Below are 13,253 nucleotides of genomic sequence, written 5' to 3'. Positions count from 1 at the left end.
ACCCCATCGAGCATTGACAGGAGCCCATCATGGCCGTACAAGCCTACCAACAAACCCAGCGCTACGAGACCTTTTCCTACCTGCCGCCGATGAAGCCCGAGCAGGTGCGGCGCCAGATCGCCTACGCGATTGCCCAAGGCTGGAACCCAGCGGTCGAGCACACCGAGCGCGGCACCGCCGCCACCAGCAGCTTTTGGTACATGTGGAAGCTGCCGCTGTTTGGCGAACAAAGCGTGGATGCGGTGTTGACCGAGGTCGAAGCCTGCCACCGCGAGTTCCCAAACCACGTGGTGCGCTTCGTGGCCTACGACAACTACTCGCAAAGCCAGGGTCTGGCCTTCGTGGTCTATCGCTGAAAGCGCTGGGCGCTCGGCAGCCGCTGTAAGCGCCCTCTTTTTTGTATCCACAAGCATCGCAAGGGCGGCGCGGCTTTGCTGCGCGCCAGAAAGTATCGAGGGGTGTGCCATGGGGCCTAGCACTGTCAAACACGGCGACGTGACGCTTTCCGGGCGCGAACTGGCGCGCCTGCGCCGCCAAGCCATGGCCACGGCGGGCAAGGTGGCGAGCCGCGCCAGCGCGCAGTCGCTGCTGGCGCAGGCCCAATCGGGCAGCCGTTCGGGCTTGGGCGGGGCCGCACTGGCCGCTGCCCATACGAGCCCAAGCCCGCAGATTGAACTGCCGCGCGCCGATGCAGCCAACGAATGCGCTTGCACCGGCGCTGCGGGCGGCTGCGGCTGCAACAACGCTGCGCCTGCTGAAGCCGTGAGTGTTGCAGCGGCGCCTGTGCGCAACCCCTACGCCGCCCCCACGGGCCGCACCTTGGCCCGCGCACGGCGCCAAGCGCTGGCCGCCGTGGGCAAACCCGGCATCCAGCGCGTGGCCAATGCCACGCGCATCGCCGCTTCGATGCCCGACCGCGCCGATTGGCAGACCGCGCTCGAGCAAGGCGCCACCGGTCGGCAGCTGGCAATGCAAAAACGCTTGGTGGCCTCGCTCACTGGCCGCACCGAAGCCAGCAGCCATTCGGCCGCCATGCGCCCCAGCGGGCGCACCCGGCCGGTGCTGCAAAAGGTCGAAGCCGGCCACACCCTGAGCGGACAAGAAGTCACCGGCACCCAAGTCGAGCGCAGCGGCAAGGTCACCGGCCAAGAACCCGGCACCTGCCGCAACGTCACCGGCACCGAATACATTGGCCAAGAGCAGTTCGAAGCCTGGTGCGAAGCGCGGCCGCAACCGCGCCCGCCCAAAGTCGGGCAGTCGCTCACCACGGTGCAACAGCAGACCGTGAGCGGCACCGAAGTCGATCCCAAACCGGTGGTCACCGGCAATCAGACCGGCGCTTGCCGCGGCATCACCGGCACGCAGTACCTGGCCGCCGAAACGCTGCAGCTGTGCCAAGACGAGGGGCTGCGCGGCGGCCCGCACAAGGTCAGCGTGATGTCCAGCCGTGGCCAGCAGACCGTGACCGGCGTGACGCTGCACAGCGGTGGCAGCGTCACCGGCGGCGAAGCCGGCGCGCAGCGCCCGATCACCGGCACCCAGTATGCCCGCTCCAGCAGCGCGAAAACGCAAGTGCAGCCAGCCAGCTGGCGGCCGCAGTCGCTCACCGGCGATCGGCCCGGCGTGGGCGGCGGCGGTGTCACGGGTGATGAACGCGGCGCCTGCGAGCCGGTCACCGGCACGGCCTACATCGGGCCCGACAACCAGCACGCCTCGTGCCGCATCGACGGCGCCTGGCTCACCCGCCACCCCGAGCTGGCGCTGGAGCAGGTGCCCACGGCGCCACAGGGCTTTAGCATCGTGCCGCCGGCGCGCCAGCGCGCCCCCGAGCGCGTGCGCTCGGTCACCGGCGTGGCCAGCGGCAGCGGCGGCGCCAGCGAGCGCATCACCGGCCCCGGCTTCAAGGCCCAAGGCATGATCACCGGCACGCCCGAGTTCCGCCACGGCTCCAGCCCCCGTGCCACTGGGCGCCTGCTTGCCAGCGATCGCACGCCAGCCGCGCCGACCGCACCCGCCGCCCCGGCCACACCGCCTGCAACGGCCTCCAGCCAGATCTCGGGCGACGGGCGCCAGCAGGGCAGCCGCGTCACCGGCGACGCCTGGAGCGGCAACAGCCGCGTCTCGAGCACCGAAGGCGCTTGGTCCCAAGGACGCAACCCGACGCTGCGCGGCCAGCCGCGCGGCGTGGGCATGGATGCACGGGCAGCGCGCGAGCAGGTGCGCGAACAAGTGCGCCCCGAAATTCCGCCCAGCCCAGTCACCGGCTCCTCGGGCAGCACCGGGCGCGGCGCCACGGTCACGGTATCGGGCGGCGCGCGCGGCTGAGCGCCACCACCGCCTTTGTCCACCTCGTTTGACCTTGAAGCGCCAACCATGAACACCCTGCAACGCCGTCTGGCCCTGAGCGCACGCGCCAGCAGCCACCCTGCGCCCACCGCACGGGCAGGGGCGTCGGCGCGCACCCGGTCGGCTGGTGCGCCGCTGGTCCCAGAGCGCCCACAACATGCGCTGGTGGATGCGGCGCTCAACGACTGCCTGCGCCACTACGAGCTGACGCTGCGCGGCCGCTTTGCTGCCGTCACCGATGTGTTGCGCACACTCTCCAATCTGCAGCACGAGCGCGACTTTGCGCAGCAGGCGCAAGCGCTGGCGCTCGAGCGGCTGGGCTTTGAGTTGCCCGCCGACTGGCTGGCCAGCGCCTGGGTGCAGGGTGTCGATATGTCGGCAATGTACGCACACTGCCTGTTTGCGACCATTGCCGCTTCGGTGGATCACGCCGGCATCGACCAAGCCTGCTGGCAGCCGCGCATGACGCTGCAGAGCGTGCACTGGCACGCCTTGGGTTTTCACACCATCGACATCAGCCCCTGCGCCGACGGCCGCTTGCAGGGCCTGCTGCCCTTTGTGCTGCGCACCGCGCCCGCGCCTTTCGTCTGGGTCAAGGCCTACGCCGGCGCGCTGTTTGACGTCGAGCACGACGTGGCCGACTGGACCCAGCGCGAGCTCGAGCGCCTCACCGGGGCCATCGAAGGCGGCGACCGGCTCGACTACCTCAAAGTCGCGGCCTACCACTACAGCAGCTCGGCCCCCTGTGACCAAGGTTGCGCCGCCCACGGCAGCCACGACGCCGCCGCTGTGGCCGCCGCGATCGAGCGCCTGCACGCGCTGCAAGTGGCGGTGGACAACACCTATGGCCACGGCGCCGCGCCCCAGGTGCTGCTGCTCGGGGTTGACACCGATTGCGACGCGATCCGCATCCACCTGCCCGACGCCAGCGGCCAGTTGCGCGCCGAGCGCTACCTCGACAGCGCCGCGCTGTACCGCGCCACGCTGGGCCTGAGCGCCGATGCAGCGCAGCAGGCGCTCGATGCTGCGCTGCAGCGCTATGCCACCGAGCTCGGCGGCGCTGCGCTTTACCACCTCCCACACGGGCTGCTGGGCTTGGCCCAAGCCTGGCTGGTCGGCAACTTCTCGCAGCTCGACTACGTGCAACAGCACCACGGCGGGCGCTACGCCGTGATCGGCCACGACGAAGCCTTTGTCTGCGCCGGCGAGGCCGTGCCCTCGCTGCAGTTGCGCAACCAGTTTTATTTTGCCCACCTCGACACGGTCGAAGAAGGTGCCGCCGACCTCGACGTGGGCGCGCGCATCTTTCAGGGCCTGAACGTGCAGCGCGGTTTGCCGCTGCCGCTGCTGGTGCATTTCACCTACAGCGCGCGTGTGCCGGGTTCGCGCGAGCGCGCGGTGGCGCGCGGTTTGCGCGTGGCGCAGGCGGCGCGGGAGCGTTTTGCCCACTTGGCCGAGCGCGGTCTGCTGCACTGCCGCGTGGCGGTGAGCGAGCGCCACAGCGGCCAGCGGCTCGAATGGGCCGATGCGCCCGCAGCCACGGTGGCTGGGCACTAAAGCGCAGGAGCCGAACCATGAAGATCATGTGCGTGGAAAAAACCCTGGTTTCGACCAACCGGATCGAAGCCTTTGGCCACCGGCCGTTGCTGGTGCTGCAAGAGCGCGCCGGCGGAGCGCGTAGCGTGGCGGTCGATGCCATCGGCTGCGTGCCGGGCGACTGGGTGATTTGCGTCGGTTCGTCGGCCGCGCGCGAAGCCGCCGGCGGCCGCGACTTCCCCTCCGACCTGACCATCGTCGGCATCATCGACCGCTGGACGCCAGAGGGGAGCGCCTGATGGAAGTGCTGCAAGTTGTGGCCGATCTGGTGTGCACCCGGCGCGTCGAGGGCATGCAGGCGGTGTCGCTGCGCGTGTTGCAAAGCGAGCAGGGGGTGGTGTCGGTGGCGTCCGACCCGGTCGGGGTGCCCGAGGGCAAGTGGGTCTTCGTCACCACCGGCAGCGCGGCCCGGTTTGCGATGCCCGATCCGCTGACGATCACCGATTTGGCGATCTGCGGCATCGTCGATCACTGGGAATGTGCGGGCAACGCGCAGGCGGTAACGCCAGACGCCGCGGCGGCCGATACCGGAGCACGCGCCGACGTGCGCGCTGCACCGTAGGAATGCTGAGTGGGCCGGCCGCTGGCCAGCTCGTGTGGGCATGGGTGAGTCGTTTGCTTTGACCAACGGCTCGTGGGGTTTAGGTGTTTTTTGGTGTTTTTTTTGAACTGAAGGAGAAATGAAATGGCAGCAACCACAGGTATTGCCCTGGGCATGATCGAAACCCGCGGCCTGGTGCCGGCCATCGAGGCCGCCGACGCCATGACCAAAGCCGCCGAAGTGCGCCTGATCGGGCGCCAGTTCGTCGGTGGCGGCTACGTCACGGTGCTGGTGCGCGGCGAGACCGGCGCCGTCAACGCAGCGGTGCGTGCCGGCGCCGACGCCTGCGAACGCGTGGGCGACGGGCTGGTGGCCGCGCACATCATCGCGCGCGTGCACAACGAGGTCGAAGGCATTCTGCCCGTGGCCCCGAGCGCTTGAATCCACTCAACTTTTTAAAGACAAAGAGGCAACACGATGGCTACGAGCACAGGAATCGCCCTCGGGATGATTGAAACACGCGGCCTGGTGCCGGCCATCGAGGCCGCCGACGCCATGACCAAAGCCGCCGAAGTGCGCCTGATCGGGCGCCAGTTCGTCGGTGGCGGCTACGTCACGGTGCTGGTGCGCGGCGAGACCGGCGCCGTCAACGCAGCGGTGCGTGCCGGCGCCGACGCCTGCGAACGCGTGGGCGACGGGCTGGTGGCCGCGCACATCATCGCGCGCGTGCACAACGAAGTCGAAGGCATTTTGCCCGAGCGCCCCGACGCCGACGGCGGTGGCCGCGACCTCGAAATCACCTCGACCCGCAGCTGAGCGGCTGAAAGGCCATCGCATGCAAGCGCTCAACCCAACGCCCAGCGGCAACCCGGCCACGGCCAGCGAGGCCACGGCGTTGGCGGCTGCCGCGCCGGGCTGGAGCTTTAGCGAACGCCCGCCGAGCCTGTTTCGGCGCTTCGAGTTCGCCAGTTATGCCCAAACGCGGACTTTTCTGGATCGGCTCGCCGAACTGCAAGAGTCCAGCGGCGTGACGGCACAAAACATCAACTTTGGCCGCACCTACGTCAACGTCACGCTCAGCGCCACGGGCGCGGCCTTGAGCCCGGCCGAGTACGCGCTGGCGGCTGAACTGGGGCGGTTGGCCACGGCCTGACAGCGCCATGAGCCGCCGCGCCGCACCGTTTCAGCTCGCCCTGATCAACCACAAGGGCGGCACCGGCAAGACCACGCTGGCCGTGAACCTGGCTGCGGCGTTGGCACGACGCGGCCCCACGGTGCTGGTGGACCTCGACCCGCAGGGTTCGGCCTTGCAATGGGCGGCGCAGAGCGGTGCGGCGGGTTTGCCGATGGCGGTGTATGGCGCCGAGGCGGCCCAGATGCTGGCCGACGAATCGCAGCCGAGCCCGCACTACGTGGTCTGGGACTGCCCGCCGGCGCTGCAGCAAGACGGCTTGCAGGCCTTGCTGGGCCGGGTCGATCGGGTGCTGGTGCCGGTGCTGCCCTCGGCGCTCGACCTGTGGGCCAGCTGGCATTTGGTGCGTTTGCTCGAGCAAGCCGGGGCCGGCCGCAGCGCCTGGCGCGCCGCCTTTGTGCTCAACCAAGCCGAGCCCGATCGCGCCTGGTCGCAGGCCATGAACGAGGCGGTGGCCGAGTTTGGGCTCGAGCTGCTGCAATCGGTGGTGCGGCGGCGCGCGATCTACCGCAGCGCCGCGCTGCAGGGGCAAACCGTGCACACGCTGGGGCGCCAAGCGGCCGCGGCCCGGGCCGAAATCGAAGCCGTACTCGAGGAGATACTGAAATGACCGCACTCAAAACCCAACTCGCCGCCAGCGTGCGCCGCAGCGCTCAGCCTGAGCTTGGGGCCGAATCGGCCAGCAAGGCGCCGCCCACGCTGGCTCCCAAGGCCGATGCGTCTGCCGACACACGGCCGGCGCGCGCGCCGCGTGCAGCGCCCAAACCGCGCGCACCAGCACCCGTCCAGCCACAGCCCGACGCCAGCGCCAGCGCCTCAACCCCACGCAGCAGCGCCGGCGAGCTGTTCCCGCAGCGCGTCTGGCCCGACTAGGCTTTAACCCGAGCACGACCATGATCAGCACCCCCACGCGCAACTACCCAGAACGCAGCTACCCGGCGCGCCACCTCGACCTCGCCGGCATGCACCCGGCGCAAGCGCCTACATACTCCGCTGCGCCCACAGGCCGCACCCCAGCCGGCGCCGCCCACAGCAGCCACGCCGCCATGCGCCCAAGCCTTGACACCCCGCCCAGCGCTGGCAGCAGCAGCGACCCCCTGAGCGCCTACCGCACCACACACGAGCCCTTTTACCGCCCCGTCGCCGACGAGGTCGAGCTGTTCGAGGCCGCCTACGGCGCCCGGATGCCGGTCATGGTCAAAGGCCCAACCGGCTGCGGTAAGACGCGCTTCATCGAACACATGGCTTGGCGCCTGAATCGGCCGCTGGTCACCGTGGCCTGCCACGAAGACATGACGGCATCGGACCTGATCGGGCGCTTTTTGCTCGACGCCCAGGGCACACGCTGGCAAGACGGGCCGCTGACGCTGGCGGCGCGCCACGGCGCGATTTGCTACCTCGACGAAGTGGTCGAGGCGCGCCAAGACACCACGGTCGTGATCCACCCGCTGACCGACGCCCGGCGCCTGCTGCCGCTGGAGAAAAAAGGCGAGCTGCTGCACGCCCACCCCGACTTTGTGCTGGTGATCTCGTACAACCCGGGCTACCAGTCGCTCATGAAGGACCTCAAACAGTCCACCAAACAGCGCTTTGCGGCGCTCGATTTTGGCTACCCCGAGCACGCGCTCGAAGTCGAGATCGTGGCCCACGAGTCCGGCGTCGATGCCGAAACCGCGGGGCGGCTGGTGCACATCGGCGAGCGCGCACGCAACCTCAAGGGCCACGGCCTCGACGAGGGGCTTTCGACCCGGATGCTGATCTACGCCGGCACCCTGATCGCGCGCGGCGTGGCGCCTGCGGCGGCCTGCCGCATGGCGCTGGTGCGCCCGATCACCGACGACGCCGACATGCGCGACGTGCTCGACGCCGCCGTGGGCACCTACTTTTAACACGCAGCACGACCGCACCCCCTCAGCCTAAAAACGGCCCCCAAGCGCCATGAGCATCCACCTGCACGACCAGCACGAGCTGCTCGCCGAACTGCCCCCCCGGGCGCAGGAGCTGCTGCCCGCAGCGTGGCAGGAGGCTGCGCGCGCCATGTCGCCGCGCGGGCTCGACAACTACCTCAAGGGCGCGCGGGCGCTGCACCAACTCGGGCGCGGCGAAGACTTGGTGCTCACCTACCTGCAGCAGATGCCGCACCTGGCGCGCGCCGTGGGCGAGGAAGAGCTACCGGGGCTGGTGCAGTTCCTGCTCGGCATGGCTTCGCGCACCTCGGGCCAGGTGCTGGCCTTGATCGCCGGCACCTCCGGCACGGTGGCCGAGCGTTTGGGCGACGCCAGCCTGTGGCGTCAGTACCTGAGCGTGCTCGAACTGGTGCTGGCGCAAGCCCCGCGCGGTCTGCGCCCGATGCTCGAGCAGCTCGACCGCCTGCTGGGCCAGCTCACCTTGGGTGGGCTGCGGCGCTGGGTGATGTGGGGCGCCAACGCCTACCGCAGCGATTTTGAAGGCCAGCAGCGCTACTTTGGCCTCGCCAGCCCGGACGCGCTGGCGGTGTTGCAGCAAGAGCGCAAGGGCACGCTGCTGGTCGATGTGCAGCGCCGCTTGAATATGTATTTGCGTGCGCTCTGGGGCCGCGACTTCGTGCTGCGCCCGACCGCCGGCGACTACGAGCAGCGCCAAGGCTTGCGCCCGTTCATCGACCAGATGGTGATCCACCTCGCCGACGCCTACGACGACGTGCCCGCCAACCCGAGCAGCGACGGCAGCACCGAGGCCGCCCCGGTGAGCGCGCTCGAGCTCTACCGCGCCGCCGCCGCCCACTGCGCCGCGCACCTCGTGTTTGGCCAGACGGCGCTCGACGACAGCGGCCTGTCGCCCCTGCAGCGCGCCTTGGTCGAAGCGGTCGAAGACGCGCGCGTCGAGGCCTTGGCGATCGCGCGCTTCCCCGGGCTGGCTGCGCTCTGGTTGCGCCTGCAGCCGCCGCCGGTGGCCGAACCCGCCCACTGCGGCGACCTGCTGCACCGCTTGGTGCGCGCGTGGCTCGAGCCCGCCCGCCCCGACCCCCATCCTTGGGTGCAGCAGGGTCTGGCGGCTTGGGCCGCCTGGCCCGATCGCGACGACGCCCAGCGCAGCCTGAGCACCGGCCTCGAGCTGGCTGCGAGCCTCGAGCACTGGCGCCTGCAACACGGCTGGGCGCCGTTTTCAGCCCGCCACGACGCCCTGCGCGCCCCCTACCGCGACGACAACCGCTACCTCTGGCAAGCGGCGCGCTACGACGAGGCGCAGGCGCTGCAAGCGGACTGGGACAGCCGCCAGCAGGTGCGGCGCAAAGTCAACATCATGGAGATGGTCAACGAAGTCGACGTCGAATACGCCGGCGACGACGCGCAAGAAATCTGGACCCTGCCGACCGAATACTGGCTGGACCAAGAAGGCGTGACCATCAACTCGCTGCTGGGCCGCGCGCCGCTGGCCGACCCGGTGCACTACCCCGAGTGGGACTACCAAATCCAGCTGCACCGGCCCGACTGGGTGACGGTGCAGGAGCGCCACGTCGAACTCGCCGACCCTGCGCCGGTGCAAGCCGTGTTGGAACAGAACAAGCCGGTGATCGCGCGCCTCAAATACCTGATCGAGGCGCTGGCGCCGCAGGGCCTGCAGCGCATCCGGCGCATCGAAGACGGCGACGACATCGACCTCGACCCGGCGCTGCAAGCGCTGCTCGACTGGCGCCTGGGGCGCCAGCCCGACCCGCGCATCATGCAGCGGCGCCAGCGCCACGAGCGCGATCTGGCCTTGCTGGTGTTGCTCGACCTGTCGGAATCGGCCAACGAAAAGGTGCGCGGCCAAGAGCAGACCGTGCTCGAGCTCACGCGCGCCGCCACCATCTTGCTGGCCGAGACGCTGCGCCGCATCGGCGACCCCTTTGCCCTGCACGGCTTTTGCTCCGACGGCCGCCACGACGTGCACTACCACCGCTTCAAAGGCTTCGACGAGCCCTTTGCCGAACTGGCGCAGGCGCGGCTGGCGGCGATGCAGGCGCGCTACTCGACCCGCATGGGCGCGGCGCTGCGCCACGCCGGCGCGCAACTGCGGCGCCAGCCGCAGCGCAAACGGCTGGTGCTGGTGATCACCGACGGCGCGCCCGCCGACCGCGACGTCACCGACCCGCAGTACCTGCGCCTCGACGCCCAGCGCGCGGTGCAGGAGTTGCAGCGCGACGGCACCATGTGCTACGGCCTGTCGCTCGATCCGCGTGCCGACGGCTACGTCGAGCGCATCTTTGGCAGCGGCCACTACAGCGTCATCGACCGCGTCGAGCGCCTGCCCGAACGCCTGCCGCAGCTCTACCTGGGCCTGACCCGATGAAGACCGCCGGCGGCGCGCCGGTGTCGCTGCGCACCTACGTCCTGATCGACTCGCTGCAGCCGCAGCTGGCCTCGTACCTCGCCACCTCGTCGCAGGGCTTTTTGCCGGTGCCGGGCGACGCCTGCCTGTGGGTCGAGGTGGCGCCGGGGATGGCGGTGCACCGCCTGTCCGACATCGCGCTCAAGAGCAGCAACGTGCACATGGGCGAGCAGGTGGTGGAGCGCGCCTTTGGCTCGATGGAAATCCACTACCGCAACCAGAGCGAGGTGGCGCAGGCCGGGCAGCTGATCCTGCAGCAGCTGGGCGCAGCGGAATCCGAGCGCCTGCCGTGCCGCATCGCCTGGAGCGAAGTCATCTGCGCCCTCACGCCCGACCACGCCACCCTGATCAACCGCCAGTTCCGCAAAGGCTCGATGCTGCTGCCGGGCAAGAGCATGTTCATCTTCGAGGTCGAGCCGGCGGGCTACGTGGTCTATGCCGCCAACCAGGCCGAAAAAGCCGCCAACGTCACCCTGATCGACGTGCGCCCCTTCGGCTCCTTTGGCCGCCTGACGATGATGGGCAGCGAAGCCGAAGCGGAGCAGGCGCTGGAGGCGGCCGAGCGCGCCATCGCCACCATCAACCTAAACGCCGCCCCCCTAGGCGAGGACTAAAACCATGCACGTCGATACCGCCGCCAAACGCCTGCTGTTCCACACCGTGCGCGTCGATACCGTGCTCGCCGACGGCAGCTTGGGTTCGGGCACCGCCTTCGTGATCGAGCACCAACACACGCGCGGCCGCAGCCGCTTCGTGGTCACCAACCGGCACCTGGTCGAGGGCGTGCAGCGCGGCGCGCTGGTGTTCACGCGCGCCCACAATGGCCAGCCGCTGATCGGGCAGCGCTTCCAGATCGACATCGAAGACTTCCCGCAGGCCTGGTTTTGCCACCCGCAGCCCGAGGTCGATCTGGCGCTGGTGCCGCTGCGGCCCTTGCTCGAGGCCGCGCAGGCCCAAGGCGTGGAGCTGTACGTGCAGCCCATCGACAGCCGCACCATGCCCAACGCGGCGGACAGCGCCGCCTTCGACGCGCTCGAAGACGTGCTGTTTGTCGGCTACCCGAGCGGCGTCTGGGATCAGGTCAACGCGCTGCCGATTCTGCGCCGCGGCAGCACCGCCACGGCGCTGGCGCTGGACTTCGAGGGCCGGGCCGAGTTTCTGATCGACGCCGCCGTCTATCCGGGCTCCAGCGGCTCGCCGGTGTTCGTGCGCCGCCGCCGCAGCGACGGCGCGCCCGACGACACCAGCCAGAGTGCGCCTTGGTTTGCCGGCGTGGTGGCGGCGGTGTTTTTTCGCGAAGAAGCCAGCCGCCTGGTGCCGGTGCCGGTACCGGCCAGCGTCGGCGGCACGGTGTTGGGCAGCGAGATGATCGACCTCGGGCTGGTGATCAAGGCCAGCGCGGTGCAAGAGCTGCTGGCGGCCTACCTAGGGCGCTGGCTGGACTGAGCGGCTGGCGAGGCAATCGGTCGTGCCCGCCTTGAGGCTCCAAAACAGCGATAAAACAGCGATACTCAGGCCCCATGATTCCGCTCGAACAAGCCGTGCGCGCCTCCAGCGTGTTGTCGGCCATCACGCAGCGCGTGGCGCAGTCGCAGCAGCTGCTGCGCTTGGTGCTGCCGCTGCTGCCGCCGCCGCTGCGCGATCAGGTGAGCGCCGGCCCGCTCGACGACGGCGTCTGGTGCCTGCTGGTCCACAACCCCGCCGTGGGCAGCAAGCTGCGTCAGCTCGCCCCGGCCTTGCTGCAGGCCTTGCAGGCCAGCGGGCAGCCGGTGAGCGCGCTGCGCTTCAAGGTGCGCAAGCCCGTGGCAGGCTGAGCTCGAACTCGGCCCCGGCGTGGGCGCTGTTGCGCGCGCGCAGCTGGCCGCCGTGTTCCTCCACGATGCCGTAACTGATCGACAGCCCCAAGCCCGTGCCCTGCCCAACCGGTTTGGTGGTGTAAAAAGGGTCGAAAATGCGCGGCAGGTGCTCGGGCGCAATGCCCGCCCCGGCGTCGAGCACGCACACCCGCACCCAGCTGGCGTCGGCGGTCGCGCGGATCTCTACCCAGCGGCGCTCGGGGGGCTGGGTGGCCACGGCGTAGCAGGCGTTTTGCAGCAGGTTCATCAGCACCTGCTGCAACTGGCCCGCGCTGCCACGCACCGGCAGCGCCGTGGCCGGGCGCTGCCAGCGCAGCTGCACCGGCTCCGCCTGCCCCTTTTGCACCCAGGCGATCGCCAGCTCGATCACCGCCGCCAGCTCCAGCGGCTGGTGCTCCTGCGGGTCCATGGCCGAAAAGCGCTTGAGCCCCTGCACGATGTCGGCGGTGCGCTGCGCGCCCTCGAGCGTGCCGGCGATCAGTTCGGGCAGGTCGTCGAGCAAGCGGTCGATGCGCAGGCGCTGGCGCAGCGCACTCAGCTCGGCTAGGTCGGCCAGATCGGCATTGGGCCGCTGCTGGTGCACCGCGCTCAAGTAGCTTTGCAAGCGGTTGCAGTATTTTTGCAGCGCGTGGGTGTTGCCGAGCACGAAACTGATGGGGTTGTTGAGCTCGTGCGCCACCCCGGCCACCAGCTGCCCGAGCGAGGCCATTTTTTCGGAATGCAACAGCTGTTGTTGCGCGCTCTTGAGCGCCGCGTGCGCCGCTTGCAACTCTTGGTAGGCGCGCTTGAGCTCGCCCGTGGGGCGCCCCACCCACACCGTGCCCAAACGGCGCCGCGCACCGCCGAAGCGCGGGGTGCAACTGGCATCGACCGATAGCGGCTGCCCATGGCGGTCGAGCAGGTTGAGCTCGATCTCCACCCCCTGCTGGGTGCTGCCTTGCATCGCCCGCTGCGCCCGCTCTTGGCTGCCTGCATCGGCCAGCAAGCGCGCCACCGGCTGGCCCACCAGCTCGGCTTCGCTGCGCCCCACCAGCTCGCACAAGGCGCGGTTGACCTGTTCGATGCGGCCGCTGCGGTCGCACACCACCAGCACGTCCGACATCGAGGCCATCACGCTGGCGATGAACTGCTGCTGCAACTCCAGTTCGGCGTTTTTTTGCTCCAGCTTGACCTCGTCGTCGATCAACTGGGTATAGACCTGCTCCATTTTCTGGATCACATCCAGCCAGGCGGATTCGTCCACGCCCTCGAGCGCACCGAGGCGCTCGAGGCTGCTGGCGGGCTCGGGCACAGCCCGGGCGGGCAAGGGTGGGCGCGCTGCCATGCGGGGCTCTGAAGGCTGGAGAGGCTGAATGGGAAGGGTGCTGGGTGT

The 13,253-nt window shown here is 69.6% G+C and carries 16 protein-coding genes; 15 read left to right on the top strand and 1 reads right to left on the bottom strand.

Annotation, left to right across the window (positions count from 1 at the left end):
• Positions 1–29 precede the first annotated feature (29 nt).
• From SMCB_RS11600 to SMCB_RS11530, 15 genes are all read left to right on the top strand, one after another.
• Positions 30–356: a ribulose bisphosphate carboxylase small subunit gene (locus tag SMCB_RS11600; RefSeq protein WP_045537173.1), complete on the top strand. Its 327-nt coding sequence runs from the start codon at positions 30–32 to the stop codon at positions 354–356.
• 109 nt (positions 357–465) lie between these two features.
• Positions 466–2,325, top strand: a complete 1,860-nt coding sequence (locus SMCB_RS11595) for an alpha-carboxysome scaffolding protein CsoS2 (protein ID WP_045537171.1) — start codon at positions 466–468, stop codon at positions 2,323–2,325.
• Positions 2,326–2,373: 48 nt separating this feature from the next.
• Positions 2,374–3,903 (top strand): carboxysome shell carbonic anhydrase, encoded by a 1,530-nt coding sequence (locus tag SMCB_RS11590; protein WP_045537170.1) that lies wholly within the window; start codon positions 2,374–2,376, stop codon positions 3,901–3,903.
• Between the two features lie 17 nt (positions 3,904–3,920).
• Positions 3,921–4,181 carry an alpha-carboxysome shell vertex protein CsoS4 gene (locus SMCB_RS11585; protein ID WP_045537168.1) on the top strand — a complete coding sequence of 87 codons (261 nt, stop codon included), beginning with the start codon at positions 3,921–3,923 and terminating at the stop codon, positions 4,179–4,181.
• Positions 4,181–4,504 carry a carboxysome peptide B gene (locus tag SMCB_RS11580; RefSeq protein WP_082027383.1) on the top strand — a complete coding sequence of 108 codons (324 nt, stop codon included), beginning with the start codon at positions 4,181–4,183 and terminating at the stop codon, positions 4,502–4,504. Before SMCB_RS11585 ends, SMCB_RS11580 begins: the two co-directional genes overlap by 1 nt.
• Before the next feature lie 123 nt (positions 4,505–4,627).
• Positions 4,628–4,924 carry an alpha-carboxysome major shell protein CsoS1 gene (locus tag SMCB_RS11575; protein ID WP_045537166.1) on the top strand — a complete coding sequence of 99 codons (297 nt, stop codon included), beginning with the start codon at positions 4,628–4,630 and terminating at the stop codon, positions 4,922–4,924.
• Positions 4,925–4,990: 66 nt separating this feature from the next.
• Positions 4,991–5,299 carry an alpha-carboxysome major shell protein CsoS1 gene (locus tag SMCB_RS11570; protein ID WP_045537164.1) on the top strand — a complete coding sequence of 103 codons (309 nt, stop codon included), beginning with the start codon at positions 4,991–4,993 and terminating at the stop codon, positions 5,297–5,299.
• Positions 5,300–5,318: 19 nt separating this feature from the next.
• Positions 5,319–5,636: a 4a-hydroxytetrahydrobiopterin dehydratase gene (locus SMCB_RS11565; RefSeq protein ID WP_082027381.1), complete on the top strand. Its 318-nt coding sequence runs from the start codon at positions 5,319–5,321 to the stop codon at positions 5,634–5,636.
• Between the two features lie 7 nt (positions 5,637–5,643).
• A complete protein-coding gene (locus tag SMCB_RS11560) occupies positions 5,644–6,285 on the top strand; it encodes a nucleotide-binding protein (protein WP_045537161.1) in 642 nt (213 codons plus the stop codon).
• Positions 6,282–6,548 (top strand): hypothetical protein, encoded by a 267-nt coding sequence (locus SMCB_RS11555; RefSeq protein ID WP_045537159.1) that lies wholly within the window; start codon positions 6,282–6,284, stop codon positions 6,546–6,548. Before SMCB_RS11560 ends, SMCB_RS11555 begins: the two co-directional genes overlap by 4 nt.
• A 173-nt stretch (positions 6,549–6,721) precedes the next feature.
• On the top strand, positions 6,722–7,564 hold the full coding sequence (locus tag SMCB_RS11550) for a CbbQ/NirQ/NorQ/GpvN family protein (RefSeq protein WP_045538132.1): 843 nt from the start codon (positions 6,722–6,724) through the stop codon (positions 7,562–7,564).
• Positions 7,565–7,613: 49 nt separating this feature from the next.
• Positions 7,614–9,986, top strand: coding sequence for a VWA domain-containing protein (locus SMCB_RS11545; RefSeq protein WP_045537157.1), 2,373 nt, complete (start codon positions 7,614–7,616; stop codon positions 9,984–9,986).
• Positions 9,983–10,639 (top strand): BMC domain-containing protein, encoded by a 657-nt coding sequence (locus SMCB_RS11540; RefSeq protein ID WP_045537155.1) that lies wholly within the window; start codon positions 9,983–9,985, stop codon positions 10,637–10,639. The genes SMCB_RS11545 and SMCB_RS11540 overlap by 4 nt, the downstream gene beginning before the upstream one ends.
• Positions 10,640–10,643: 4 nt before the next feature.
• Positions 10,644–11,471 carry a S1 family peptidase gene (locus SMCB_RS11535; RefSeq protein ID WP_045537153.1) on the top strand — a complete coding sequence of 276 codons (828 nt, stop codon included), beginning with the start codon at positions 10,644–10,646 and terminating at the stop codon, positions 11,469–11,471.
• Between the two features lie 74 nt (positions 11,472–11,545).
• Positions 11,546–11,839: a DciA family protein gene (locus SMCB_RS11530; protein ID WP_052468525.1), complete on the top strand. Its 294-nt coding sequence runs from the start codon at positions 11,546–11,548 to the stop codon at positions 11,837–11,839.
• Here SMCB_RS11530 and SMCB_RS11525 read toward each other — a convergent pair.
• Positions 11,811–13,205 (bottom strand): sensor histidine kinase, encoded by a 1,395-nt coding sequence (locus SMCB_RS11525; protein ID WP_045537151.1) that lies wholly within the window; start codon positions 13,203–13,205, stop codon positions 11,811–11,813. The genes SMCB_RS11530 and SMCB_RS11525 overlap by 29 nt on opposite strands.
• Positions 13,206–13,253: the final 48 nt, after the last annotated feature.

The sequence above is a fragment of the Serpentinimonas maccroryi genome (assembly GCF_000828915.1).
Classification (GTDB): Bacteria; Pseudomonadota; Gammaproteobacteria; order Burkholderiales; family Burkholderiaceae_C; genus Serpentinimonas; species Serpentinimonas maccroryi.
This window is presented reverse-complemented; position numbering and strand designations above follow the sequence as displayed.

Coding starts and splice junctions, on each gene's coding strand:
- SMCB_RS11600 (WP_045537173.1), top strand. CDS start 30: ATGGCCGTACAAGCCTACCAACAAACCCAGCGCTACGAGACCTTTTCC.
- SMCB_RS11595 (WP_045537171.1), top strand. CDS start 466: ATGGGGCCTAGCACTGTCAAACACGGCGACGTGACGCTTTCCGGGCGC.
- SMCB_RS11590 (WP_045537170.1), top strand. CDS start 2,374: ATGAACACCCTGCAACGCCGTCTGGCCCTGAGCGCACGCGCCAGCAGC.
- SMCB_RS11585 (WP_045537168.1), top strand. CDS start 3,921: ATGAAGATCATGTGCGTGGAAAAAACCCTGGTTTCGACCAACCGGATC.
- SMCB_RS11580 (WP_082027383.1), top strand. CDS start 4,181: ATGGAAGTGCTGCAAGTTGTGGCCGATCTGGTGTGCACCCGGCGCGTC.
- SMCB_RS11575 (WP_045537166.1), top strand. CDS start 4,628: ATGGCAGCAACCACAGGTATTGCCCTGGGCATGATCGAAACCCGCGGC.
- SMCB_RS11570 (WP_045537164.1), top strand. CDS start 4,991: ATGATTGAAACACGCGGCCTGGTGCCGGCCATCGAGGCCGCCGACGCC.
- SMCB_RS11565 (WP_082027381.1), top strand. CDS start 5,319: ATGCAAGCGCTCAACCCAACGCCCAGCGGCAACCCGGCCACGGCCAGC.
- SMCB_RS11560 (WP_045537161.1), top strand. CDS start 5,644: ATGAGCCGCCGCGCCGCACCGTTTCAGCTCGCCCTGATCAACCACAAG.
- SMCB_RS11555 (WP_045537159.1), top strand. CDS start 6,282: ATGACCGCACTCAAAACCCAACTCGCCGCCAGCGTGCGCCGCAGCGCT.
- SMCB_RS11550 (WP_045538132.1), top strand. CDS start 6,722: ATGCGCCCAAGCCTTGACACCCCGCCCAGCGCTGGCAGCAGCAGCGAC.
- SMCB_RS11545 (WP_045537157.1), top strand. CDS start 7,614: ATGAGCATCCACCTGCACGACCAGCACGAGCTGCTCGCCGAACTGCCC.
- SMCB_RS11540 (WP_045537155.1), top strand. CDS start 9,983: ATGAAGACCGCCGGCGGCGCGCCGGTGTCGCTGCGCACCTACGTCCTG.
- SMCB_RS11535 (WP_045537153.1), top strand. CDS start 10,644: ATGCACGTCGATACCGCCGCCAAACGCCTGCTGTTCCACACCGTGCGC.
- SMCB_RS11530 (WP_052468525.1), top strand. CDS start 11,546: ATGATTCCGCTCGAACAAGCCGTGCGCGCCTCCAGCGTGTTGTCGGCC.
- SMCB_RS11525 (WP_045537151.1), bottom strand. CDS start 13,205: ATGGCAGCGCGCCCACCCTTGCCCGCCCGGGCTGTGCCCGAGCCCGCC.